We start from the raw sequence: 25,109 nt of genomic DNA on the forward strand, positions 1-25,109 counted from the left end.
TGCTTCAGCGGGCCACGCCCAGCCCCATCGCCAGCAGCACCGCCAGCCCCACGTACAGCGGCACGTTGAGCGCCAGCGTCAGCCGGTTGATGCGGCGGAAGCGCGCCTGCTCCTCGTCCGCGAACCAGATGCCCTCGTCCCCCGTGGTGCGCCCCTCCACCGCGTGGAAGAACAGCGCCGCGTACGCCACCTCGACGAACAGGCTCACCAGCACCAGCCCCACGAAGGCCAGCGCCCATACGTCCACGGTGCTCAGCGCGCCCATCCACCGCGCCCTGCTCCAGAACAGGCCCCCGAGCACCAGCGCGATGCACGCCACGTCATGTGCCACGCCATACGGTGGCCGCCAGCTCTTGGTGACGTAGAGCAGGTACAGCTCCGCCGCGCCGCGCAGCCACATGAACGCGGCGAAGGCGCCGAGCATCGCGCGCGCCTCCACAGGCACCGCCGTGTCCATCGCCACCAGCGGGCAGACGAGGAACCAGAGGAACACCGCGTAGAAGAGCCACGCCACCTTGGGCCCGGAGATGCGCCCGCCGCGCGCGCCCTTCGCGTTCTGCGCGCGGCGGAAGTAGAGCGCGGCCCCGGCGCAGACGAGCGCGAGGACGGTGAGCAGGACGCGGGTATGCGGGGAGAGCATCAGAAGCGCCGGGGCGGGGGGTAGTGGGTGGGAAAGCGCTCCAGGTACCACGCGCGCAGCCGGGGCAGGTGCTCCAGCGAGACTTGCGGGTGGAGGTGGTGCACCACGTGGCAGCCCACGTTGCGCGGCGCCAGCCCCAGCCGGCCCAGCCACCCGAGCCCGTGGTCCGCCGTCACCGCGAGCACGTCCTCCAGCGTGCGCCCGCGTGCCTCCTCCGCGGTGTGCTCCGCCAGCAGTCGGTACGCGTTGAAGCCCGAGGCCACCAGCAGCGGCAGCCCGTAGCCCCACGCCACCGCCTGCGGCCACCGCCACGCCAGCGCCAGCACGCCCAGGTGGAAGAGCACCTGTCCCGCCTCCGAGCGCGCGCAGGCCCGCACCTCCTCCGGGTCCGCGGGCCCGGTGGCCGCCGGTGCCTGGAGGAACACCCGCGCATACGGGACGCGCAGCGCGGGCACCGCCCACGCGAGCAACCCCACCAGCCCGCGCAGCACCCAGTAGGGCACCACGCCCACCAGCAGCAGCCATGCGCGCGCCAGCCGCCACCCATGCAGCGGCCTGCGGCGGTACGGGTCCGAGGGCAGGCCCGCGTCCTGGTGGTGGCGCAGGTGGTGGTAGCGCGTGGACTCCCAGGTGCTGGCCACCGGGTAGCCGGCGAGCACCTCCAGCAGTCGCAGCCCCGCGCCCTTGCGCGGCGCACTGAGGTGGACGGCGTCGTGGAAGATGACGCCCAGCGCATGCAGCCGCCCGGCGATGACGAGCACCGCGAGCGGCGCCACCACCGGCCACCGGGCCATGGCGAGCCAGCACGCGCCCATCCACGCCCACTCGACGGCGGTGAGGCGCAGCAGTGACGGCACCGTGGCACGCACCAGCAGTGTGCGCGGTACCGCGGCGCGCGGGGGAAGGGAGACGGGCGCTGTGCCCGGGGCTTGCAGTGAGACGCTCATGGAAGGTTCGGAAGGCAAGGTGAGCACATGCGGGGAGGGCTGTTGCAAGCCCCAGCCCTGAATGGACAGCACGCGGGCGGCGGGGCACGCTCGGGGCACCTGCCCGGGCTGAAGCCCTGGCGCACGTCGCGCAGGGCCGGAGGCGGAATCCCATGAGCGTTGGACCCGGGGGGAACCTGGCTGCACAGGTGTATGCCCCGCTGCACACGACACCGCGCGTCGAGCGCTGGGGCTGGACGTGGCCCCGGTGGACGGACCCGCGCCTGCCCTTCGCCGCGCTCCTCACGCTCTACGGGGTGCTGGGCTTCACCTTCTTCGGCTTCAACCGCAGCCCGTGGCAGATGGCCACGATTGTCGTCACGGGCAGCGTGCTGGACGCGGGCCTGGGATGGCTGCTGGAGCGGCGGAAGGTGGTGCCGCTGAGCGCGTACATCTCCTGCTGCTCGCTGGCGCTGCTGCTCAACTACTCGCACTCCAGCTGGCTGCTCTTCCTGCCGGTGTGGCTCGCCATCGGCTCCAAGTACGTGCTCACCTTCGAGGGCCGGCACGTCTTCAACCCGTCGATGTTCGGCGTGGCCCTGTCGCTGCTGCTGTCGCGCGAGCTCATCACCGCCGCGCCCGCGTACCAGTGGGCCAACGGTGAAATCGCGCTGTCCGCCTTCATCCTCATGGCGGCGCTGGTGCTCTTCCTCTTCCGCGTGGGGCGGGGCTGGCTGGTGGTCAGCTTCCTCTTCTTCTATGCCCTGCAGACGGCGGCGCGCGCGTATGTGATGAGGCACCACCTGCCGCCGGAGGTGCTCTTCCTCGGCACGCTGGGCGCGCCGTCCTTCTTCATCTTCGTCTTCTACATGCTCACCGACCCGGCCACCTCGCCGGGCACGCGACGCGGGCAGGTGCTGCTGGCCCTGGCGATAACGCTGGTGGACGCGGTGCTGCACTTCAAGGAGAGCGTCTACACCTTCTTCTACGCGGCCCTCACCGTCGCCTCCGTGCGCTTCCTCTTCCTCCACGCGCGCGCGGCCTGGAGGCGCGGCGCGGGCGAGCACCTCAAGGGGCTGCTGTCGCCGATGTGGTTGAAGCGCGCGGCGCTGGTGGGCGGGCTGGGCGCCGTCATGGCCGGGGGCTTCACCCTGGCCGCCACGCAGTCGGTCCGCGCGGCGCCGCTGGCCTTCCGCATGGAGCGGCTGGACGCGGCGGCGGTGGGGCTCGGCTCCCGCATGGGCCACACGCTGGACGAATTGGACCCGCGCCTCGCGCACGTGGCGAAGTGGCTGGTGGCGGTGGGAGACGCGGTGGCCACGGGGGACTACGACGGGGACGGGCGGCTGGACCTCTTCCTCGCGCACCCGCTGGCCACGCCGGAGCACCACGCGGGCCTCTACCGCAACCTCGGCGACTTCCGCTTCGAGCGCGTGCCGGTGCCCGCGCTGGAGCGCTTCGCCACCTTATATAAGGAGGAGGGGCTGGCGGGCGGCGGCACCTTCGTGGACTGGGACGGAGATGGGGACCAGGACCTGGCGGTGGCGGTGGCCTTCGGGCCGGTGCGCCTGCTGCGCAACACGCTGCGCGACACGGGCGTGGCGGGCTTCGAGGACGTGACGGTGGCGGCGGGCGTCGCGGACCACGCGGTGAGCCTGGGCCTCACCTTCCTGGACTACGACCGCGACGGGAACCTGGACCTCCTCGTCCTCAACGCGATGACGACGCACCTGCCGGACTACACGCCGCCGGTGCCGCTCAACCTCTTCCGCCTGCCCCCGGCCGAGCACCCGGAGGACCGGCGCATGTTCCGCTTCATGCACGACGGCTGGCACAACGCGACGAACGGCGGCCTCAATGCGCTGTACCGGGGCCGGGGCGACGGGACGTTCCAGAAGGTGGACGTGAAGGCGCTGGGCCTGGGGGACACGCACTGGTCGCTCGCGGTGAGCACGGTGGACCTCAACCGCGATGGCTGGACGGACCTCTACGTGGCCAACGACTTCGGGCCGGATGACGTCTACCTCAACGAGGAGGGGCGCCACTTCCGCCGCGTGGCCGGGCGGCTCTTCGGGGAGATTGGGAAGGACACGTACAAGGGGATGAACGCGTCCGTGGCGGACTTCGACCGCAACGGCTGGTTGGACGTGCACGTCTCCAACGTGCACCACTCGCTCCAGGCGGAGGGAAGCCTGCTGTGGATGGTGGGGGAGGGGGATGAGCCCTTCGTCCCGGCGTTCCGCGACGAGGCCACCTTCCGTGGCGCGCTCAACGAGCGGCGCTTCGGCTGGGGCGCGGCGGCCGGAGATTTGGACAACGACGGCTGGCCGGACCTGGTGCAGACCAACGGCATGGTGGACGACCGGCTGGACGGGGCGGAGTGGCGCATCCCCGACGGCCAGCGCAAGGACTACTGGTACGTCAACCACAAGCTGATGCAGTCCGGGCCGGAGATGCACACGTACGCGGACAAGTGGGGCGACATTCGCGGGCGCACCATCTACCCGAACGAGGCGCGGCGCGCGTACCTCAACCTGGGTGACGCGAAGCCGGGACACTTCGTGGACGTGGCGCGCGAGCTGGGGCTGGACGACCCGGAGAACTCGCGCGGCGTGCTGCTGGCGGACCTGGACGATGACGGCGACCTGGACGCGCTCATCACCAACCAGCACGCGCCGGTGTCCGTGTACCGGAACACGCTGCGCGGAGGAGCCACGCCGGACGCGCACTTCGTGGGCGTGACGCTGGTGGGGAACGGCGGGGGCACGCACCGCAGCGCGGTGGGCACGCGCGTCGTCGTGGCCTACGAGCAGGGCGGCCAGCGCGTGGAGCAGGTGCGCGAGGTGGGGCTGATGGGCGGCTTCTCCGCGTCGGCGGACCCCCGGCTGCACTTCGGCCTGGGCCGGCACGCCGGACAGGTGAGCGTCCGGGTGCACTGGTACGGCGGCGCGGTGCAGGAGGTGACGCTGGAGCCGGACCGCTACCACGAGCTGCGGCAGCCCGCGGACGGGGCGGTGTTGCGCGGGAGTGCCACGCCATGATGTCTCCCCTCAAGGGCTCCACGGTGCGGCGCGAGTCGCTCACGGAGGCGCAGCGGGCGCAGATGCTGGCGCTGATGCAGCTCTGCTACGCGGGCGTGTCGCCGGAGCAGTTCGCGGAGGACCTGGACGGCAAGCAGTACGTCATCCTCATGCACGCGAGGCGCGGCTCGGAGCTGGTGGGCTTCAGCACGCTGCGTGTCGCGGAGGAGCGCGCCGGGGAGCGGGTGGTGGAGGTGGTGTACTCGGGCGACACCGTCATCCACCCGGACTGGTGGGGCCACAAGGTGTTGCAGGTGTGCTTCGGGCGCTTCCTGCTGTCGCGCAAGCTGCGCAACCCGCTGCGCCCGCTGCACTGGCTGCTCTTGAGCGCGGGCTTCAAGACGTACCTGCTCGCGGTGAACTACTTCGCCCGGACGCTGCCCCGGAGGGACTGGACGCCGCCGCCCGGACGCGAGGACTTCCTGCGCGAGCTGGCCACTCGCTGGTTCGGCGCGCAGTACGACGCGGGCCGGGGCACGCTGCGCTTCCACGGCGCGCACTACCGCGTGCGGGACGGCATCGCCCCCATCGACCGCGCGGCCGCGGCGCACCCGCACATCGCCTTCTTCGCCGAGCGCAACCCCGGCCACTCGGATGGCGAGGAGCTGGTGTGCCTGGTGGAGATTCGCTGGTGGGATTTGACGAAGGCCCTGGGGCGCAGCGTGTGGGGTCAGCTCCGGGGGCTGGCCCGGCGCGGGCTGCGGCAGGTGGGCGTCCGCGTGGGGACTTGAGGGAGCGTGCCGTGACTGCATCCGCAAGGTACGCACGTGGAACGGAGGCATCACCGATGCTCGGTTCCGAGGCGGCCGGATTCGGAGGTGCAAAACTCATGCTCGGCGGAAGCGCGGGCACTCCAGGACCGCGCCTGGGGGCCTCCCTCGTGGTGGCATCTTCCGTGTTGGATGGCGGCCGGGGGCGGGCGCCCGGTGTGCAGTCGACTCTGTGTGTCGAGGCCGCGTCATGATTCCGTCCTCGGTGCTCCTGGGAGGGCTGCGTGCCGCGCTGGCCCCCTCCGCGCTGCGCTTCCGCCGGGCCCTGCACGACCCCGAGGCAGCGCAGGCGGAGTGCCTCGCCCGGGTGCTGCGCGCCGCTTCGGGCAGCCAGCAGGCAGCGCGCATCCAAGGCTTCGACCGGCTGAGAACCGCGCGGGATTTCCAGGGCGCAGTGCCAATGGTGACCCCCGACGGCGTCGCACCCGACGTGGAGCGAATCGCGGCCGGTGAGGCCCGGGTGCTCACCCGCGAGCCGGTGACTCGCTTCGAGCCGTCGGGCGGTTCCTCCGGTGCCAGCAAGCTCGTGCCCGTGACGCAGGGCCTGCTGGACGAGTTCCAGCGCGCCCTGTCGCCCATGCTGTTCGAGCTGCTCCACCAGAGGCCCGTGCTCCGGACGGGGCCGAGCTACTGGTCCATCTCCCCCATGGGCCGCAAGCAGGGGCGCACGGCGGGTGGGCTCCCGGTGGGAAGCGTGGAGGACAGCGCCTACTTCTCGCGTGCGCTGCGGCCCCTGCTCTCGCACGTGTTCGCGGTGCCGGGAACCGTGGGCGCGCTGCCCGACGTGGAGCGCTGCCGCTACGTGACGCTGTGGCACCTCGTCGCGAGCGGGGACCTGACGCTCCTCAGCGTGTGGAACCCGAGCTTCCTCACGCTGCTCATGGACGCACTGGAGCAGCACGGAGAGCGACTGGCCGAGGACCTGGAGCGTGGCACCTGCCGACCACCCGTGCCAGGTGAATGCCGGGCGGAGCAAGCGAACCTGGAGCAACCGCCCCCACTTCGAGAAGACGGGGCAGCGTGGGCGGACGTGGAGCGAGGCGCCTACGGAGTACGGGGCCCGGAGTCTCCCACCGGTACTGCGGCCCGCCCTGGAGTGCCGCTGGCGCAGGCGCGCCAACAGGCCATCCATCTGGCCGACGAGGACGCTGTACGCGCGGTCCTCGCTAGCATGCGCTTCACTCCCCAACCTGAGCGCGCCGCCGCGCTCCGCTCCGCCCTGCGGCACGGACTCCAGGGCCGTGCACTGTGGCCCCGTCTCTCGCTGCTCAGCATGTGGACGGATGCGCAGGCCGCGCACGCGGTGCCCGCCGCGTGCCGCCGCTTCACGGGCGTCGAGGTCCAGGGCAAGGGGCTGCTGGCCACGGAGGGCGTCGTCACCGTGCCGCTCCTCGACGCGCCCGCGCCCGTGCTCGCCGTCCGCAGCCACTTCTTCGAGTTCCTCGACACCGAGCACCCCGATGCGCGCCCGCGCCTCGCGCACGAGCTGGAGCGGGGCCACACGTACTCGGTGCTCCTCTCCACCTCCGGAGGGCTGCTGCGCTACCGCCTGGGGGACCTGGTGCGCGTGGAGGGCTTCCGGCACGCCACGCCCTGCCTGCGCTTCCTCGGCCGCGCGGACGCCGTCTGTGACCTCGTGGGGGAGAAGCTCTCCGCCACCCGCGTGGCCGCGGTGCTGGACGCCACGCTGCCGTCCCTCTTCGGCGGCGCGCGCCCCGCCTTCGCCATGCTCGCCCCCGAGTGGCCTGAGGCGCCGGAGCCCCCCGCCTACCGCCTCTTCCTCGAGACCTCCGCCCCCGACACGTGCCTCGCCGAGGCAGCCGCCACCGTGGAGCGCGCCCTCCGCGAGGGCCACCACTACCGCTACGCGCGCGAGCTGGGACAGCTCGGCCCGGTGCGCGCCGTGCGCGTCTCACAAGGCGCCCGGCGCTACGAGTCTCGCTGCATCGCGCTCGGCCAGCGTGCCGGCGACATCAAGCCCATGGACCTGCACCGCCAGCCCGGCTGGTCCGCCCACTTCTCCGGAGCCGCCGCGTGAGACAGCCCCTGCACCTGCAACCCCCGGACGCCCGCCCCACGCCCAACGTGGACCTGGAGGCGGAGGCCGACCTCGCTCGCTGTGGCGCGCTGAAGGACTACTGGTACGTGGCCTGCCTCTCCACGGAGCTGAAGGCGGGCCAGCCCCTGGCGCGCACCCTCTTCGGCACGGGCGTGGTCCTCTTCCGCGACGAGCACGGCCAGCCCACCGCGCTGCGTGACAGGTGCCTGCACCGCAATGCGCGGCTGTCGCGCGGGGCCGTGTTCGACGGACGAATTGGCTGCCCGTACCATGGCTGGGTCTACGACGCGGCTGGCGCGGTGGTGGAGGTGCCCTCGCTGGGCCCCACGCAGCGGAGCGAATTGCTGGATGCGGACACCTGCGCGCGCGAGGGCCTCCAGCCCGAGCCCTGCAAGCTGGGCCGGCTCCAGCGCTTCCCCACGGTGGAGCAGGACGGGCTCGTCTACGTCTTCATGGGCGGCCCCGACGCCGCGCGCGCGCGGGCCGAGCCCTTCCGCGTCCCCTACTGGGGGCAGCCCGGGTGGACCGTCTACTTCATGGTGACGCGCTTCCCGAACGGGGTGACGAACCTCGTCGAGAACTTCATGGACGTGCCGCACACGCTCTTCGTGCACCCGGGCTGGTTCCGCAAGCCCGCGCGCAAGCGCGTGCCGGCCACGGTGCACCGCACGGCGGGCAGCGTGCTGGTGACGTACAAGCAGGAGCACGACACCGTCACCGGCCTCGGCCGTCTCTTCAATCCGAGCGGGCGACCGCTGCTCCACACGGACAACTACTACGTCCCCAACGTCACCCGCGTGGACTACCAGTGGGGCGACCACGGCTTCGCCATCAACTCGCAGTGCACGCCCATCGGCCCCACGGACAGCCTCGTCTACACGGCCATCAGCTACCGGCTCCCGGTGGACGTGCCGGGGGCGCTGGTGGGGCGGGCGCTGATGCCGCTGGTGCGCTGGTACACGCGGCAGGTCATCCAACAGGACGTGGTCATCATGGGCATCCAGCGCGAGGCGCTGCTCGACGGGCCCGGCGGCGGCGTCTACGCCGGCACGGAGGCGGACCTGCACCACGCGGACATCGAGGCGTACCGCCGCTGGCTGCGCGAGGGCGGCCACGGCGCGGGCCCCGAGGACGCCCGGCGCGACATGGCCTTCTGGATATGACCTACCCGGAGCGGTAGGGGAGCTCGACGATGAAGGTGGACCCGAGTCCCGGCTCGCTCTGGAGCTGGAGGCTCCCGCCGTGCGCCTCCACCAGCCGCCGGGTCATCCAGAGGCCCAGCCCCAGTCCTCCGAAGTGGTCCTTCGGCGCGGCGCGCTCGAAGCGGCGGAAGATTCGGTCCTGGTGCTCGGCGGGAATCCCGATGCCGTGGTCCTTCACGACGAGCCGCGCGCGCTCCGGGCCGCCGTCCACCTTCACCTCCACGGGGCGTCCCCGGCCGTACTTGAGCGCGTTGTCGAACAGGTGGAGGAACACCTGCTCCAGGCGCTGCCGGTCCCACTGTCCGAGCACGGGCCCCTCGGCCATCACCGCGACGAGGCACTCCGAGCGCTCCACCGTGTCGGCGGAGCGCGCGACGGCCTCTCGGACGAGGCGGGCCAGGTCGACCTCCTCCGCCTCCAGCCGGAGCTGGCCGCCGCTGATGCGGGACACGTCGAGCAGCCCGTCCACCCGGATGGCGAGCCGCTCGACATAGCCCAGGGCCTTGGTCAGGCGCTCGTGGAGCCGCTCCCCTGGGGCCTCGTCCCCGGCGGACGAGGACATCCGATGGAGCGACTGGAGCTGGAGGCGCAGGGCCGTCAGCGGCGTCCTCAGCTCATGGCTGGCGCCCCAGAGGAAGTCGTCGCGGCTGCTCAGCGCCTCCAGCAGTTGTTGCTCGACCTGCCTCCGGTGGGAGACCTCATTCTCCAGCGCCTGGGCACGCTGCTGGAGGAGGGTGACCTCACGCAGGCGGCAGTCCGGGTCCTCCAGCCCGGCATAGCGCTCGGTGGGGACGACGTGGGAGTGCGCCCGGCAGATGTCGCGGAACGGCCTGGCGTGGGCCTCGTCGCCGAAGCCGCCGAGCGCGTAGGTGCACAGCAACGAGAATGGGTACCGCGCGGCGAGGTCGTTCCACAGCTCCTCGAGCGCCACGGCCGCGTCCGGATTCCCCTCCCGCCAGAGGAGGTCCACCATCTCCCCGTAGGCACGGACCCGGCGTCCGTGGCCCTCCGCGAGGGCCCTCGTGAGTGCTCCGCCGACCACCTCCTGGAAGCGCCCTTCGTCGGGACTGCCATTCACCATGAACCGGGACAGCGTCTCCCGGGCGTCGAGCAGGGTGAGCTGGCCGCTGCCGCATGCGGCCTCGACGTCCACGCCCGCCGCCGCGAGCCGCTGGAGGATGGCCCGCCGGTGTGGCTCCGTCGCGATGACGATGAGCGGCTCCCCCGCCGCCAGGCCTGCCCCCAGGTACTGGTCGAGGACGTCCAGGAGGAACGCCTCGTCCTCGTAGAACTGGACGATGTGGCTGTCGTTCGCGGGGTGCCGCAAAAGCTCCTTCCCCAGGTGGTACGCGGAGCCTTCGGGCGGGGGAGGCGTACTGGGAAGACGCATGGTGTCACCGGGTACGACAGGGGCTCCAGTATCCCCCCCGGGTTGAAGGCCCGCCAAGTTACGGCCGGCTCGCGCGACTTCTGGCCGGGGACTGTGTGCGCCAGCCAACCGTGTTTCAGGGTGGGGTTGTTTCACTCCACCTGGGGGCGACGGGGCCGCGAGCCCAGAGGGCCCGCGGCCGTCGAGTCTGACTCACCCACGCCGCGAGTCGTGCGCCGGGCGGCGATGCGTCGAGCGCTCCCACTCCCACCGCTCGCGCTCCAGTCGCTCCTGACGCTCCCGCTCCAGGCGGGCCAGCCGCTCGCGCTGAATCCGGGCCTGGCGCTCGCGCTCAATCCGAGCCTGACGCTCCTGCTCCTGGCGCTCGCGCTCGATTCGAGCCTGACGCTCCCGCTCCTTGCGCTCGCGCTCCAGCCGCGCCTGCCGCTCCCGTTCCTGCCGCTCGCGCTCCAGCCGCGCCTGCCGCTCGTGCTCCTGGCGTGCGTGCTCCGAGCGCTCGCGCTCCGCACGTCCCTGGCCTGACGGGGGCTGGATGCTGGAGGCGCCATGCACGCCCTGGGCAAGCACCGGACTCCCGACGGACATCGCGAGGACCACGAGCACCCGAATCAGCTTCCCCTTCATGACGGCCTCCAATCGAGCGGCGGTAGGCGCCGCGTTCTGTCCCTTCTGACGGGAGGCTCCACGGCCGATTCTTCCGGCGCCCATTTCCGTTCATTACGGGACCGGGAGCGGCCTCCCGGCACAATCCCTTTCATGGGAAAGTCGGGGGTTTCACGCCACACTTCGGCTGGACGTTTCTCGCTCGTCAGGGAAAATAGCGTAAATGTTGCTTACGAAGTGGGGGTCTCAGTCCTCGGATGAACGGACCCGCGAGGTATCGAAACACTTTGAAACAGAAAACACGCACTGAGGATTTGAAATTCATATTCCAGGTGTGTCACGAATAGCGGGCCTTTCTCCCTGGAGGTATTTCGTTGGCTATTCGAGTCTTGAAGAAGTTTGGCGCGGCATGGCTGGGCCTGGCGCTCACTGCGTGTGGAACGGTCGACCCGGCGGCGGGTGACGAGGCGCAGAGCGGGCAGAAGGCGGGAGAGGACATCCAGGCCTCGCTGGGCGACCTGGGCAAGGCCGGCGTCGCTGGCGTTCACGAGGACGGCATCCCGTCCACGATTCGCGGTGAGCTCGGCATGGTGGCGCGCCCGGTGTCGGGCATGTCCGTCGGCCAGGCCGCCGTCGCGGTCGCTCCGGCGCTGGCGGCGGTGTCGCCCGTGTTCCGGCTGAGCGCCGAGGACATGTACCTGCGCAGCGCGCGCACGGACGAGCTGGGCAACCAGCACCTGCGCTACCTGCAGACCAAGAACGGCCTCGAGGTCGTCAACGGCGAGCTCCTCGTCCACGTGCGCCCCAACGGCACGGTGTACCTGGCCAACGGCTCCGCCCGTGACGGCGTGAACCTGCCCGCGAAGGCCACCGTGGCCGCCAACGCGGCGGCGCAGGCCGCGGTCCGGGCCACGCCTGGCACCGGCATCGCCTCCTCCGGCACCCCGCGCCTGGTGTACGTGCGCGACGAGGCGGAGAAGCTGCACCTGGCCTGGGAAGTGCGCGTGACGGGCGTACAGCCCGAGGGCATGCCCCTCGTGGACATGGTGTACGTGAACGCGCGCGGCGGTGAGCTGGTCGCGCGGCACCCGAAGATCCACTCGGCGCTCAACCGCCGCGTGTACTCGGCCAACAACGGCACGAGCACCCCGGGCACCCTGCGCCGCAGCGAGGGCGGGGCCGCCACCGGCGACAGCCACATCGACATGAACTACGACATGCTCGGGTTCACGTACAACTGCTACAAGACGCTCTTCAACCGCGACTCGTACGACAACGCGGGCGTCACGCTGACCAGCACCGTGCACTACAGCACCAACTACGTGAACGCCTACTGGGACGGCACGCAGATGGTGTACGGCGACGGCGACGGCGTGAACTCCATCGAGCTGGGCAAGGACGCGGACGTCACCGTCCACGAGCTGACCCACGCCGTGACGGAGCGCGAGTCCAACCTCACGTACTCCGGCCAGTCCGGCGGCCTGAACGAGGCCATGTCCGACACCTTCGCGGCCATCTGCGAGAGCTGGCAGTCGGGCAGCTGGAGCACCGCGGCGGCCATCTGGATGGTCGGCGAGGACATCTGGACCCCGGGCACGCCGAACGACGCCCTCCGCTACATGGACGACCCGGCCAAGGACGGCGCGTCCAAGGACTGGGCGGCCAACGTGACGTCGGGCACCGACGTGCACTACAGCTCGGGCGTGCCGAACCTGGCCTTCGCCCTGCTCTCCAAGGGTGGCCTGCACCCGCGCGGCCGCTCCACCATCAACGTGCCGGCCATCGGCGTCGAGAAGGCCGGCCGCATCTGGTACAAGGCCAACACGGACCTCTTCACCGCCTCCACCACCTTCGCGCAGGCGAAGACGTGGACCATCCAGGCGGCCGTGGACCTGGGCTATGACGTGGCCACGCAGGACGCCGTGAAGGCCGCGTGGGAAGCCGTGGGCGTGGGCGTCACCACCCCGCCGCCGGCCACCGTCCCGCTGACCAACAACGTGGCTGTCACGGGCATCTCCGACAGCGCGGGCAACAGCAGGTTCTACACCCTGGTCGTCCCGACGGGCGCCACCACCCTGAAGTTCACCACCGCCGGTGGCACGGGTGACGTGGACATGTACGTGCGCTTCGGCGCCGCGCCGGACTCCGCCACGTACGACTGCCGCCCCTACGCCAGCGGCAACGCCGAGACGTGCACCATCACCAACATCCAGGCGGGCACCTACTACGTGATGCTCAACGCGTACTCGGCCTACTCCGGCGTGTCGCTGACGGGCGCGTACACCACGGGTACTCCCCCCACGGGCAACGTGCTGACGCGCGGCGTTCCGAAGACCGGCCTGTCCGGCGCCTCGGGCTCCGTGTCCGCGAACTACACCCTGGCCGTGCCGGCCAACACCGCGTCGACCATCTCCATCAGCGGTGGCACGGGCGACGCGGACCTGTACGTGCGCTTCGGCTCCGCGCCGACGACGACCGTGTATGACTGCCGTCCGTACAAGTCGGGCAACGCGGAGACGTGCTCGCTGGCTGCCAAGACCACGGCGGGCACGTTCTACGTGAACATCCGTGCCTACTCGGCCTTCTCGGGCGTGTCGCTGGTGGGTAACTACTAGCCTTCAGCGCTGAATGAAGCACCGGCACCCGGGGGCCTCACGGCCGCCCGGGTGCTGTCGTTCCAGGGGAGGCCTCCGCCGCACGTGCAGCTCTAGGTGTCCACCCGGGGACGTGCCTCGGGCTCCTCGAGCGGAGGCCCGGCGCACGGCAGCTCCACGGTGAAGGTGGTGCCGACGCCCACGGCGCTCTCCACCTGAATCCGCCCACCGAGCGCGGTGAGGATGGCCCGCACCAGGTGCAGGCCCAGCCCCAGGCCGCCGTAGGCGCGGATGGACACGGCCCGCTCGAAGGGCTCGAAGATGTGGGGCAGCCGGTCCGGGGCGATGCCGATGCCCAGGTCGCGGATGCACAGCCACGCCGTGCCGCGCTCCACTCCGGCCGCGACGGTGATGGGCTTGCCGGCGCCGAACTTGATGGCGTTGGAGAGCAGGTTGAGCAGCACCTGCGCCAGCCGCGTGGTGTCCCAGCGTCCGGTGATGGGGTCCTCCACGCGCAGCTCCATGGTGCAGCCCGCCTTGGCCAGCGGCTCTCGCAGCCGCTCGGCCACGCGGAGGATGACCTCCCGCAGGTCCACCCGCTCCAGATTCAGGTCCAGCCGGCCGGCATGGAGGCGCGAGACGTCCAGCAGCTCCTCGATGAGCGTGGCCAGCTTCAGCGACTGCCCGTCGATGGTGCGCAGGGCGCGCAGCGCGGGCTCCGGCAGGCCGGAGGGCACGTGACGCTGGAGCGACTGCACCATCAACCGCAGCGAGGTGAGGGGCGTGTTCAGCTCGTGCGAGGCGACGCTCAGGAACTCGTCGCGCAGGCGGACGGCGTCCTGGGACGCGCGGTACAGGCGCGCATTGTCGATGCAGATGGCGGCCCGGCGCGCCAGCTCCAGCGCCAGGTCCAGGTCCGCTTCGGCATAGCGGCGCCCGGACGCCCCGGAGGCGAGGGTGATGACCCCCAGCGTCTTGCCGCGCGCGATGAGCGGCACATGCATGGCCGTCTTCGCCCCTATCGAGCGCAGCGTCTCCACGTACTCGGGGCCGTTCCCCGCCTCCGCCAGCATCGCGGGCGTGAGCTCCTCGCGCAGGACGGGGCGGCCCGTCCGGAGGGCCCGGATGATGGCGGGCGGTGAGTTCCAGTCGGGTGGGTACGTCGCCATCAGCGTGCGCAGGCGGGCCTCCTTCACGGGGTCCACGTGCGCGAGGGCCATGGTGCGGATGCGCTCGCCCTCCTCGAGGACGATGAACATGCACCAGTCGGCCAGGAAGGGCACCACCATGCGGGTGGCCTTCGTCAGCGTCTGCTCCAGGTCCAGCGACTCGGCCAGGGCGAGGCCGGAGTCGGCCAGGAAGCGCACGGCGGCCTCGGCCCTCCGGCGCTCCTGCACCTCCACCTTGAGCTGCTCGAAGAGATGGCTGTTCTCCAGGGAGATGGCCATCTGCGAGGAGAGCGCGCGCAGCACGCCGACGCGCTCGGGGGTGAAGGCGCGCGTGGCCAGGGCGTTCTCCAGGTAGAGCACGCCCACCGTCTTCGCCTGCCGCTGAATCGGCACGGCCAGGGCGGACTTCACGACGCGCTCGACGATGCGCGGGTCCGTGACGAAGCGGCCCAGGTGCGCCGCGTCTCCCAGCACGAGCGTCTCTCCCGTCCGCCAGGCGTGCTCCACCACCGTGACGGGGACGGCGCTCGCGGAGGCCAGGAGGACGGGCTCCAGGTTGACGGGCTCGGAGATGGCGCCCTGGGCGCGCACCACGAGGGTGCCCGCCTCGTCCAGCACCAGCGCGCCGCACGTCGCGCCCGCGGCCTCCAGGCACACCGCCATCAGCTTCTCCAGCAGCTTGCCGCGCACCACCTCGCCCAGCAGTGTCTCCGACGCCTTGAGGAGGCTGAGCAGGTCCAGCGTGGAGCCGGGCGCTCCGCCCCGCGTCGGCGCGGGCTCGCTCCACGCCCGGTTGCCCATGGGCTTGAGGGCTGGGAATTCCTCCTCCAGCAGCGACACCTTCGCCCACGCGCCCCAGCGGGCATAGGCCTCCAGGGCGGCGCGCAGGTGGAGCGCGGCGAAGCGCGCGCGGCCCAGCGAGTGGTAGAAGCGCCCCGCCAGCTCGTTCGCCAGCGCCTCGTCCTGGAGGAAGCCCTCGCGGTGGGCCCCGTCGATGGCTCCGTCGTAGAGGGCCATCGCCTCCAGGCTCCGCCCCTCCATTCGGGCCACCTCGGCGGCCACGAGCTGGTGCTTGTGGCGGAAGTTCTCAGGGCTCAGCTCCGCCCACGCGCCGAGCTGGCGCTGGTTGTCGGCGATGCGCGCCAGGGTCTCCGCCCGCGCCTCCGGGGTGGCGTGGCCCCGGGCCGCCAGCGCCAGCGACGTCATGCAGTTGTACTCGGGCATGCGGTGCGAGCCCTGGAGGTGCACGGCGTAGCGGACCGCCCGCTCGGACATCCTCAGCGCCTCGTCGAAGTCGCCCAGCAGGTAGGCGACCTGCAGGCGCAGCATGGCGTGGAGGGCGCGGTTGACCTGCGCGAGGTGCTTCTCGCGAAGGAAGGTCTGCTCGTCGAAGTCGTCGTCGTCGAAGCGGGCCGGCAGGCGGGTGTGGCCCTGGAGGGCGCGGATGGCCTGGCGGAAGAGGATGACCGTGTCCCGCATGGGCAGCTCGCCACACTTGCGGAAGAAGGCGAGGCACGTGTCGATGGTGCCGAGCACGCGGGGCAGCTCGGTGCCCATCGCCAGCTCGGCGGAGGGGCCGTTGATGAGCGCATAGCCCGCGAAGTGCAGGTCCCCTCCGGCGAGCCCCATGGCGAAGGCGCGCCGCACCAGGGGGAGGTTGGTGCGCAGCGGCTGCTTCCAGTGGTTGAGGTGCAGGAGCGTGATGAGCGCCTGGCACTCCTGCCGGGGGGCTCCCAGCCGCCGGCCCAGCTCCACCGCCATGCTCGCGAAGGCGTGGCCGGCGTGGGGGTCCCCCAGGCCCGCGGCCAGCATCATCCCGTGAGCCCCGTACACCGCGGGCGCCCACGGGGTGTTGCCGTGCTTCAGCATGAGGTTGAGGGCGCGCGAATTGACGAGGGCGAACAGCTCCGGGTGGATGAAGTAGGCCACGTTGTCCACCTCCGCCAGCAGCCGGACACAGGCGCGCAGCTCGGGGGACTCGATGGGCGGTGCGTCCAGCAGGTCCTCCACCGTGCGGCCCCGCATGTTGACGGCCACCTCGGTCAGCTCGGCGGCGAGCGCCGGGGCGAAGTCGCGCTCCGGCAGCTCCAGTCCGAACAGCTTCAGCCCCGCGCGTCCCCACTGGAGTCCCTCGGCGAAGCGGGCGTTGATGGCATGCGCGAGCACGAGGAGGCAGTAGAGGTCCACCTGCTCCAGCCGGCCAGGTGCATACTCCAGGGCGGTCCGCACCAGGTCCCCGGCGAGGCCGAGGTTGACCGAGTAGTAGGCGCACTCCGCCGCCTCCGCGTGCAGGCGGAAGACCTGCTCGCGGCGCGAGTCCCACTGCGCCCGGGGGAGCAGGTCGATGCCTCGCAGCAGGTACACCAGCGCCGCGCCGAACGCCGACGTCCCCTTGGCCTTGAGGCCCGCGCGGAAGTTGAGCTCGGACACCTCCTGCCCCTCCACTGTGCCCCCGGGCCGCTCCAGGCCCAGGTGGAGGTGGTCCACCACCGCGAAGAGCCGCTCGTCGAGCGTGTCGCCCGGGGCCTCACGCAGCAGCCAGCGTCCGGCCTCGTGGTGGAGACGCCGACGCTCGTCCTCGGAGAGCAGGGCGTACGCCGCCTGACGGACCCGGTCGTGCGCGAAGACATACGTGGCCGCGTGCTCCCGGGTGCCGTCTTTTCTGGGGACGAGGAGCCCCTCGCGCAGGATGCTCCAGAGGGTGGAGGCCGCGTCACCCTCGGAGGCGCCCAGGAGCGCGGCCAGGAGCGACAGCTCCACGCGGTCTCCCAGGCAGGAGGCCACCTTCAAGGCCCACTGGGCCCGCTGCGGGAGGCGGCGGATGGTGGCCATCATCAGCTCCACCACGTTCTCCGTCATCTCCACCTGCTCCATCCGGGCCAGGTCCCATCGCCAGGTGCCGAGGTCCAGGTCGAAGGCCAGCAGGCCGGAGTGGTGGAGCAGCCGCATCAGCCGCGTGAGGAAGAGCGGGTTGCCCGCCGTCTTGCGCAGGAGGATGTCCGCCAGCGGGCGGACGTGCTCGGGCGCGCAGCGGAAGGTGTCGGCGCACAGCGCGGTGAAGGCGGGCAAATCCAACGGGGCCAGCTCCAGCGTCCGGAAGGGCATGGCCTCCTCCGCGCGCAGGGACTGGAGCAGCCGGGACAGGGGATGTTCGGCGTCCACCTCGCGGGGCCGGTACGCGCCCACCACCAGCACGTGGCGGGAGTCCGGGTCCATGGCCAGGTGGTGGAGGAGCTGGAGCGAGCCGGCGTCGGCCCACTGCAGGTCTTCCAGGAACAGCACGAGCACGTGCTCGGCGGACGCGAGCGCCTGGACGAAGGACTGGAAGACGAGGTGCAGCCGCGCCGCGGCCTCCACCGGCTCCAGCTTCAGGGGCTCGGGCTGTGGGCCCAGCAGCGCCTCGAGCCCCGGGAGGAGGTCGGCGATGACGCGGCCATTGGGGCCCAGCGCATCCAGGAGCTTGCGCCGCCAGACGTCGCGCGCCTCGGGAGGTTTCTCTTCCAGTTGGTGGAGGAGTCCCTGGAAGGCCTCGACGAAGGCGGCATAGGGCACGTTGCCCTGGAGCTGGTTGAACTTGCCCTCGAGGACGAGGTCCCTGGGCCCGGCGCGGCGGCGCAGCTCGCGGATGAGGGCCGACTTGCCGATGCCCGGCTCGCCCACCAGCAGCACGCCCTCGCTGGAGCCCTGGCGCACCCGCTCCAGTGTCTCGCGCAGCTGCGCCAGCTCGTACTCACGGCCGTAGAGCCGGTCCGGGAAGGTGAGCTGCCGGGCCAGGTCCACGCGGCCCAGCTCGAAGGTGCCCAGGGGGCCCGAGGCCTGCCGGCGCCGCGCCTCCAGCAGGTCCGCGAGGAGTGCCTCCGCGCTCTGGTAGCGCTCCTCCGGCATCTTCGCGAGCAGCTTCAGCACCAGGTCCGAGAGGAGCTTGGGGACGGCGGGGTTGGCGAAGGCGGGAGGCACGGGTGGCTTCGCCAGGTGGGCATGCACCAGCTCCGCCGGGTCCATGGAGACGAAGGGCGGCAGGCCGGTGAGCAGCTCGTAGAAGGTGGCGCCCAGCGAGTAGAGGTCGGCGCGGTGGTCGATGGGGCGGTTCATCCGCCCGGTCTGCTCGGGGGCGACGTAGGGCAGGGCCCATTGGAGCTCGCCCGGCAGCTCGTGGCCGGGCGTGAGGCCGGCGACCCGCGTGGCGAGGTCGAAGTCGATGACGGTGACGTGCCGGCTGCCGGCGCCCACCACCATGTTGGTGGGGTTGAGGTCGCGGTGGATGACGTGCTGCTGGTGGAGGCTGGCGATGATGCCGGCGAGCTGGAGGGCCAGCTCCAGGAAGGCGTCCATGGCCACCGGCCGGCGGCCCAGCCACTCCTGGAGGTTCTGCGGGCCGGCGTCCTCCAGGAGGAGGGACGGAATGCTCGCCTCGTCCTCCTGTAGCGCCACGGCGCGCGCCACGCCGGGCACCTCTTTGTTCAGCGCGCGCAGCAGCGAGTACTCGTGGCGCAGCATGACCCCGCTGCCAGAAGCGAGCGGACCCGCACGGACCCGCTTGACGACCAGGGGCTCGCCGTCCTGCTTGAAGCCTCGCAGCACCACGTAGCGGCGCCCGCGATGGATTTCCCGCAGTCCTTCGTCACCGAGCGCCTGGAACATTGCGACCTCTCCCGTCTCCCCACCTCCATAAAATCTGGATGGAAATGCCCCGAGGCACGCCCGGCGACGGCCCCCGGAGCGCTCGTGAGGTCGTTGGTGGTGTCATTGCCGGGGCAGCGCTGGCTTCCCACCTTCCCGGTATGAATGCTGCTTCACCCGAGAGTCAGGACGCGCGCAGGGACCGCCTGTTCCAGGCGCTGGAGAGCCTGCTCGCGCTCCCGGCGGCCGAGCTGCGGCCCACGCTGAACAGGGTCAGCCTGCTCATCTCGGAGCTGCTCCGCGCCGACAAGGTGGACGTCTTCCTCTTCGAGCGGTCCACCCAGTGCCTCGTGGCGGTCGGCACGAGCGACACCCCCATGGGGCGCCTGCAGAAGGCCATCGGGCTGGACCGGATGGCCCTGGCCAACGGCGGCCGCGCGGTGCAGGTGTACGAGCGGGAGCAGCCCTTCATGACGGGCCGTCAGGATGAGGACCCGGAGGAGCTGCCGGGCATCAAGCACCGGCTCGGAGTGAAGTCCTCCCTGATTGTGCCGCTGCCCATCGGCGGGGAGACGCGGGGCGTGCTGGGGGTGGTGTCGGCCCAGCCCGACTTCTTCAGCCAGGACGACTTGCGCTTCCTGCTGGCGGTGGCCGGCTGGGTGGGCACGGTGGCCCACCGGGTGGAGCTGGCGCGGGAGCTGACGAAGCTGGCCACGCGAAGCGCTCGCCGCGCGGCGGCCGAGGAGCTCGTCACGGTGCTCGCCCACGACATGGCCAACCATCTCATGCCCCTGCGGGCCCGCATCGAGCTCATCCAGCGGCGCGCCCGGCGCGACGACGCGCGGGACTACCTGCGCGACGCGGACGGCGCCGCCCAGTCGCTCAAGGCCCTCTCGCGCCTCATCAATGACCTGCTCGACCTGAGCCGCCTGGACCAGGGGCTCTTCACCCTGCGGCCCCAGCCGATGGACGTGGTGGCCCTGGCGAAGGACGTGGCCTCCTCCATGCGTGGCCCGAACCATGACCTTCAGTACCGGGGCCCGGAGGAGCTGGTCATCGTCGCCGACCCGGACCGCCTGCGGCAGGTGCTGGAGAACCTCGTCGCGAACGCGCTGAAGCACTCACCTCCGGGGTTGTCCGTGGGGTTGGACGTCCAGACACGGACGCGCGCCGAGGAGCGGTGGGTGTGCATCCGCGTGAGCGACCAGGGCCCGGGCATTCCTCCCGACATGCTCGACACCCTCTTCGAGCGCTTCGCTCGCGGCCCCGGCTCCACCGGGCTGGGACTGGGCCTGTACCTCGCGCGGCGGATTGCCACCGCCCACGGCGGTACCCTGGAAGTGACGTCAGCGCCGGGCGAAGGGACGCGCTTCGAGCTCACGCTGCCCGAGGCACCGTGACTTCCGGCATATCGACGGGCCGGGTGCGCCGCATTAGCGTATCCACACCATGGCGGACACCCGGCAGCAGCAGCCCCCCACGCGCTTCTCCCAGGAGGAAGCGGCGGACATCATCCGCGAGGCCACCACGCGCTCGCTCTCGGGGGACGTGGAGCGGCCCCTCTCTCGCGAGGACGTGCTCGCCATGGCGAAGGAGATGGGGCTGAGTGACGCCGCGGTGGAGGCGGCGCTCGCCTCCCGCGTCAGCAAGCAGCAGGACCAGACCCGCGTCCGCCACGCCATCACCGCGCTGGCGTCGCACGGCCTCAGCTACACCATCGTCATCGGCGGGCTCACCTTCATGGACCTGTTCGGCGGCCCGGGCTGGTGGGTGCAGTGGCCCGCCATCGGCTGGGGCATGGGGCTGGCCTTCCATGCCGCGGGCACGCTCATCGCCATCGTCAACAAGGACCTGCCGCGCGGCCGGAAGCGGGACCGGCGGTAGCGGACGCTTCCGGCTAGCTCAGGCGCCGCAGCCCCGCCAGGTCCTCCGGCCGCAGCGCCCAGCGGGGCGCGGCCGGCGGCGTGGAGAGGGTGCCCGTCTGGACGGCGGGGAAGCCCTCCACCCGCGCGCCATCCGGGAAGCTGGTGAGCGGCTTCACCAGGCTGCCCGCGCCCACCAGGCAGCCCCGGCCCAGCCGGCTCCCGTCGCTGAGGATGGCGCCCGGCTCCACCACGGTGCCCGCGCCCACGTGGCAGCCATGCACCACGCAGCCCGGGCCGATGATGACGCCGTCCTCCAGCACCAGGGCGTTGTCCGGTGACAGGTGCAACACCGTATTGCCCAGCAGCTGCACCCCCGCGCCAATGCGCACCGGGGCGTGCGAGTCGCCGACAATCTTCACCCCGGGGCCGACGATGCAGCCGGGGCCGATGACCACGTCTCCCGACACCTCGGCGGTGGAGAAGAGGGTGGCCGTCGGGTGGACCAGCGGGTGCTTGTCGCGAAACGTATAGAGCTGTCCCATGGGGGCGTCCTCGGCACGGTCTCTCGCGGAGAAGGCGGTGAGTGGCTGACCGGGCAGCGCGAGGCCGCCACCTCGCAGCCTCCGGAGCCGCTCCAGGTCCTCGGCGGTGGCGCGGCGGAGGACCTGGCCAGGACGGCCCTCCACCACCGACTCGTCCGGCACCACCATGCCGGTAGGCAGGACGGTGCCCGCGCCCACGAGGCAGCGCGCGCCCAGGCGGACGAAGGGCATGAGGATGGCGCCGCTGCCCACCTCGGACAGGGGCCCCACCTCGGCGCCCAGGACGACGCACAGCTGGCCCAGCACGGCCCGCTCTCCCACCGTGACGGGGAGCTCGGGCGTGCCGATGACGGTGGCGTTCTCCCGGACGGCCGAGCCCGAGCCCAGCCGCACGCTGCCCCCCTGCGAGCGGACCACTGCGCCCTGGGCGATGACGGCCCCGGGGCCCAGATGGACCGTTCCAAGAACCCTGGCGCTGCTGGCCAGACTGAAGTGCGCGGCCCCCCCGGTGGGCACTGCGGGCGGGCTCACGAGCGGCGGGCTCATTCCCATTGTTTCAGCACCCTACACCCGGCCTCCTCACTTAAAGACGGCCCCGCGGCGCGTGTGGGCTGTCCACCGGCGGACGCTCTGCCCGGAGGAGTCGCCCTCCAGTCCAGGACTTCCGCCCCGCGGGGCATGGCCCCGGGCCAGGTGGCTTCGCGCCGCGCCCGCGCCCGGTCGTGGAGCAGGCCGCCGCTCGGGCTCCTTCGGGCTCACGGTGACAGGCCTCACCTGGCCGGTCAGGCCGGGTGCCGGGTGCCGTCCCTGGACGCGGCTGTTCCTTCCTGACACAAGGGCGGCACGGAGGCAGACAATGTCGGACACATCCCCCGCCGAGGCAGGTTCCTCGCCGGTGGTCGAGGTGGGAGGTCCGCCCGATGGCGCCGTCCCAGGGTTATGGGCGTCCTTGAAGGAGGCCGTGCACGGAACGCGGCAGGACCTCACGCGGCTGCCGGTGCGGCGGGCCATCTTCCTGCTCTCCGTGCCCATGGTGCTGGAGATGGTGATGGAGTCCATCTTCGCCGTGGTGGACGTCTTCTTCGTCGGCCGCCTGGGCGCGGACGCGGTGGCGACGGTGGGGCTGACGGAGTCGCTGCTCACCATCATCTACGCCGCCGCCATGGGCCTGAGCATCGGCGCCACGGCGCTGGTGTCCCGGCGCATCGGCGAGGGAGACCCGGAGCGCGCCGCGCGCACCGCGGTGCAGGCGATTGGCCTGGGCCTGGTGCTGGCGGTGCCGGTGGCGGTGGCGGGCGTCGTCTTCGCGCGGCCGCTGCTGGCGCTGATGGGCGGCTCGCCGTGGGTGCTGGAGCACGGCGTGCGCTACACGCAGGTGATGCTGGGCGGCATGGGCAGCGTGCTGCTGCTCTTCCTCATCAACGCCATCTTCCGGGGCGCCGGGGACGCGGCCATCTCCATGCGCGTGCTGTGGCTGGCCAACGCCATCAACATCGTCCTGGCGCCCCTGCTCATCTTCGGCGTGGGGCCCTTCCCGGAGCTGGGCGTCATGGGCGCGGCGGTGGCCACCACCTTCGGCCGCAGCTGCGGCGTGGTGTACCAGCTCTACCGGCTGGCGCGAGGCAACGGACGGCTCCGGCTGCGCCGTGAGCACCTGAGGCTGGAGCCGGGGACGATGCTGGCCATGCTGCGGATGTCGGGCGCGGGCACCGCGCAGTCGCTGGTGCACACCGTCAGCTGGGTAGTGCTGGCGCGCATCGTCGCCACCTTCGGCAGCGCGGCCGTCGCGGGCTATACGATTGCATTGCGCATCGTCCTCTTCGCGCTGCTGCCCTCGTGGGGACTGAGCAACGCGGCCACCACGCTGGTGGGGCAGAGCCTGGGCGCGCGGAAGCCGGAGCGCGGCGAGCAGGCCGTGTGGACCGCGGCCCGCCTCAACGCCGCCTTCCTGGGCACGCTGGGGTTGCTCTTCATCATCTTCGCCAGACCGCTGGTGTCGGCCTTCGCGTTCGAGCCCGAGGTGGTCTCCCACGCGGCCACCGCCCTGCGCCTCGTCAGCTCCGGCTTCCTCTTCTACGCGTTCGGCATGGTGGTGACGCAGGCCTTCAACGGCGCGGGTGACACCACCACGCCCACCGTGCTCAACCTCTGCTGCTTCTGGCTGCTGGAGCTGCCCCTGGCGTGGGTGCTCTCCGTGCCGCTGGGGTTGGGGCCCTCGGGAGCGTTCGTCTCCATCTCCGTCGCCTTCTCCGTGCTGGCGGTGGCCGCCGTCATCCTCTTCCGGCGCGGCACCTGGAAGCACCGCGAGGTCTAACGCATGTCCCACCGGCTCTCCTCCTGCGTCCTGGCCTGCGCGGTGCTGCTGGCCGCCTGTGATTCCACGGTGGAGGTGGCGGACGACGCCGTCGCCTGCGCCGGGGCCCCGTGCACCGCGGGCGCGTGCTTCTCCAACGGAGGGCAGCCCGCGTGCCGCTGCGGCGCCTGGGAGGAGGCCGCGAAGGTGACTTGCGCGGTCGCCGCCTTCGAGGAGCCGGACGACCACGGCGGCTCGCCCGGGGAGGCCACCGTCCTGACGCTCCCCATGGCCCGGAGCACGGGCAGCATCGAGCGGGGCCGGCGTGACGACATGCGGGACAGGGACCTCTTCGCCTTCACCTCCGCGGCGCGCCACGCGTATGCCTTCCGCTGCGGCCAGGGGACGCTGCCCGACTGCAAGCTCCGCCTGCTGGACTCCTCCGGCAAAGGGGTGTCTTTCCTCCTGCAGGCGGAGGGGCGAATCTCGGTGGTCCTGGCCCTGTTGGACGCCGGCACCTGGTACGTGGAGGTGGCTGGCGGGGCGGAGGTTGGGACGTACACCTACGAGCTGCTGGACCTGGGCCCGGACGACCACGGCGACACGCGGGAGCAGGCCACCGTGCTCCAGTCCTCCAGCGGGCCCTTCCCGGTGCGGCACAGCCTCTCGTCGGACCGGGACGTCTTCACCTTCCGCGTCGTTCCGGACCATGGCTACCGCTTCAGCTGTGAGCACGTGGGCGCCCTGTTCCAGGAGCTGCGGCTGACGACGGCCGGTGGCACGCTGGTGGATTCCCTCGAGTCGCCCGACACGCACCGCGCCGGAGTGGGAGGGCGGGCGCAGATGGCGTCGGACTGGTACGTGGAGCTGCGCGCGACGGCGTCTCTCGGCTCCTCGACGTCCTCCTGCCGCCTCGAGGACCTGGGCGCCGACGAGCACTCGGACGTGCAGGTCGGCGCCACCCCCGTCACCCCGGGCGTCGCGGTCCCCGTCACCCTCCAGTGGACGGGGGACGTGGACATGCTGTCCTTCACCGGGGAGCCCGGTCACCTCTACACGGTGCGCACGGAGCCCTCCGGGCCGTGGGACCTGAAGGTGCTGGACGCCTCCGGGGTCGTGCTGCGGGACGCCACCACGGACACGGTGAGCTTCACGCCGAGCGTGCCGGGGACCTACTTCCTCCAGGTCCAGGGCGGGCTGCCCTGGCAGCCGCGCTTCCTCCTCGCGGTGATGGACCTGAGGCTGGACGACGAGATGTGAGCGGAGTCCATCACTCGGGAGGCCACTGCCCGGCGCCTGACGGGTGGCGTGTGCGCTGAAGAACACGGGCCGCGAGCACGCGGGGGGCGGTGCGTT

General features: G+C 71.7%; 15 protein-coding genes. 9 read left to right on the forward strand and 6 right to left on the reverse strand.

What is annotated here, in order from left to right:
• Positions 1 to 4: 4 nt before the first annotated feature.
• Positions 5 to 640: a hypothetical protein gene (locus G4D85_RS15100; protein WP_164012421.1), complete on the reverse strand. Its 636-nt coding sequence runs from the start codon at positions 638 to 640 to the stop codon at positions 5 to 7.
• Positions 640 to 1,587 carry a fatty acid desaturase family protein gene (locus tag G4D85_RS15105; protein WP_164012423.1) on the reverse strand — a complete coding sequence of 316 codons (948 nt, stop codon included), beginning with the start codon at positions 1,585 to 1,587 and terminating at the stop codon, positions 640 to 642. The genes G4D85_RS15100 and G4D85_RS15105 overlap by 1 nt, the downstream gene beginning before the upstream one ends.
• 152 nt (positions 1,588 to 1,739) lie before the next feature.
• Between G4D85_RS15105 and G4D85_RS15110 the strand changes: the two genes are divergently transcribed.
• The 4 genes from G4D85_RS15110 (at position 1,740) to G4D85_RS15130 (ending at position 8,638) form a co-directional block, all read left to right on the forward strand.
• A complete protein-coding gene (locus G4D85_RS15110; protein WP_164012424.1) occupies positions 1,740 to 4,607 on the forward strand; it encodes an FG-GAP-like repeat-containing protein in 2,868 nt (955 codons plus the stop codon).
• The gene (locus tag G4D85_RS15115; protein WP_164012426.1) at positions 4,604 to 5,377 is read left to right on the forward strand and encodes a hypothetical protein; all 774 of its coding nucleotides are present in this window, start codon (positions 4,604 to 4,606) and stop codon (positions 5,375 to 5,377) included. The genes G4D85_RS15110 and G4D85_RS15115 overlap by 4 nt, the downstream gene beginning before the upstream one ends.
• Positions 5,378 to 5,606: 229 nt before the next feature.
• Positions 5,607 to 7,454 (forward strand): GH3 family acyl-acid amido synthetase, encoded by a 1,848-nt coding sequence (locus tag G4D85_RS49440; RefSeq protein WP_240359280.1) that lies wholly within the window; start codon positions 5,607 to 5,609, stop codon positions 7,452 to 7,454.
• Positions 7,451 to 8,638: an aromatic ring-hydroxylating dioxygenase subunit alpha gene (locus G4D85_RS15130; RefSeq protein ID WP_164012428.1), complete on the forward strand. Its 1,188-nt coding sequence runs from the start codon at positions 7,451 to 7,453 to the stop codon at positions 8,636 to 8,638. The genes G4D85_RS49440 and G4D85_RS15130 overlap by 4 nt, the downstream gene beginning before the upstream one ends.
• A 1-nt stretch (position 8,639) precedes the next feature.
• On the opposite strand, the gene G4D85_RS15135 is transcribed toward G4D85_RS15130, so the two are convergent.
• Positions 8,640 to 10,067, reverse strand: coding sequence for an MEDS domain-containing protein (locus tag G4D85_RS15135; protein ID WP_164012430.1), 1,428 nt, complete (start codon positions 10,065 to 10,067; stop codon positions 8,640 to 8,642).
• Between the two features lie 192 nt (positions 10,068 to 10,259).
• Positions 10,260 to 10,691 (reverse strand): ATP-dependent DNA helicase, encoded by a 432-nt coding sequence (locus tag G4D85_RS15140; RefSeq protein ID WP_164012432.1) that lies wholly within the window; start codon positions 10,689 to 10,691, stop codon positions 10,260 to 10,262.
• 353 nt (positions 10,692 to 11,044) lie between these two features.
• Between G4D85_RS15140 and G4D85_RS15145 the strand changes: the two genes are divergently transcribed.
• On the forward strand, positions 11,045 to 13,285 hold the full coding sequence (locus tag G4D85_RS15145; protein ID WP_164012434.1) for a M4 family metallopeptidase: 2,241 nt from the start codon (positions 11,045 to 11,047) through the stop codon (positions 13,283 to 13,285).
• A gap of 92 nt (positions 13,286 to 13,377) precedes the next feature.
• Here the strand turns inward: G4D85_RS15145 and G4D85_RS15150 are convergent, their stop codons facing one another.
• On the reverse strand, positions 13,378 to 19,074 hold the full coding sequence (locus G4D85_RS15150) for an AAA family ATPase (protein WP_164012436.1): 5,697 nt from the start codon (positions 19,072 to 19,074) through the stop codon (positions 13,378 to 13,380).
• A 140-nt stretch (positions 19,075 to 19,214) separates the two neighbouring features.
• Here G4D85_RS15150 and G4D85_RS15155 point away from each other — a divergent pair, with 140 nt between their 5' ends.
• Both G4D85_RS15155 and G4D85_RS15160 read left to right on the forward strand, forming a co-directional pair.
• Entirely contained in the window at positions 19,215 to 20,453 is a 1,239-nt protein-coding gene (locus G4D85_RS15155) for a GAF domain-containing sensor histidine kinase (protein ID WP_164012438.1), read from the forward strand.
• A 49-nt stretch (positions 20,454 to 20,502) separates the two neighbouring features.
• Positions 20,503 to 20,937: a 2TM domain-containing protein gene (locus G4D85_RS15160; RefSeq protein ID WP_164012440.1), complete on the forward strand. Its 435-nt coding sequence runs from the start codon at positions 20,503 to 20,505 to the stop codon at positions 20,935 to 20,937.
• A gap of 13 nt (positions 20,938 to 20,950) precedes the next feature.
• Here G4D85_RS15160 and G4D85_RS15165 read toward each other — a convergent pair whose 3' ends face one another.
• A complete protein-coding gene (locus G4D85_RS15165; protein ID WP_240359281.1) occupies positions 20,951 to 21,991 on the reverse strand; it encodes a UDP-3-O-(3-hydroxymyristoyl) glucosamine N-acyltransferase in 1,041 nt (346 codons plus the stop codon).
• Positions 21,992 to 22,316: 325 nt separating this feature from the next.
• On the opposite strand from G4D85_RS15165, the gene G4D85_RS15170 reads away from it, so the two are divergent.
• Both G4D85_RS15170 and G4D85_RS15175 read left to right on the forward strand, forming a co-directional pair.
• Positions 22,317 to 23,774, forward strand: coding sequence for an MATE family efflux transporter (locus G4D85_RS15170; protein WP_164012444.1), 1,458 nt, complete (start codon positions 22,317 to 22,319; stop codon positions 23,772 to 23,774).
• Positions 23,775 to 23,777: 3 nt separating this feature from the next.
• A complete protein-coding gene (locus G4D85_RS15175) occupies positions 23,778 to 25,013 on the forward strand; it encodes a PPC domain-containing protein (RefSeq protein WP_164012446.1) in 1,236 nt (411 codons plus the stop codon).
• The last annotated feature ends 96 nt before the right edge of the window (positions 25,014 to 25,109 follow it).

The sequence above is a fragment of the Pyxidicoccus trucidator genome (genome assembly GCF_010894435.1).
Lineage (GTDB): Bacteria > Myxococcota > Myxococcia > Myxococcales > Myxococcaceae > Myxococcus > Myxococcus trucidator.